At 64.9% G+C, this 615-nt stretch carries 1 protein-coding gene; it reads right to left on the minus strand.

The annotated features are described in order from the left end of the window. A partial coding sequence (locus FK268_RS23335) for an iron-containing alcohol dehydrogenase (RefSeq protein ID WP_146437830.1) occupies positions 1-606 on the minus strand: 606 nt, incomplete at its 3' end. Positions 607-615: the final 9 nt, after the last annotated feature.

Genomic DNA, 615 nt, shown 5'->3' on the forward strand with positions numbered 1-615 from the left:
CGTGAAGTGCTGGGGGCACGAGTAGTACAGCAGCGGGTCGTCGATCGCGAGCGTCACGATGGAGGCCTCGTCGAAGGCCACCCACTTGTGCGGCTTGTCCATGTCGGACGTGTCGGTGATGACGTACGCCCACGAGGTCTCCGAGCCGGTGCCGGCGGTGGTGGAGACGGCGATGTGCGGCGGGTTCTTCTTGTTGGTGGACTTGGCGAAGCCCTCGAACTCGTTGATGTTGCGACCGTCGTGCGCGATGACCACGCGGGCGCCCTTGGCGGCGTCGTGGCTGGAGCCGCCGCCGACGGAGATGATGCTGTCGCACTTCTCCTTCTCGTACATCGCCGCGGCCTCCATGACGTTGTAGTCCTTGGGGTTCGACTCCACCTTGTCGAACAGGACCACCTCGACGCCCTGGTACTCGATCTTGCCGATGAGCTCCTCGATGATGCCCGAGCCGCGGAGGCCGGTGGTCACCAGCAGGGCGCGCTTGAAGCCGAGGTTCTTGGCCTCCACGCCGATGATGTCGTGCGCGCCGACGCCCATCAGCGCGCGGGGGAAGGGGTGGAACTCCTTGATCGGGAAGTCCCAGATCTGGTTCAGCTCGATGGCCATGTCGTCTCT

This window comes from Tsukamurella sputi, from assembly GCF_007858445.1.
Taxonomy (GTDB): Bacteria; Actinomycetota; Actinomycetes; order Mycobacteriales; family Mycobacteriaceae; genus Tsukamurella; species Tsukamurella sputi.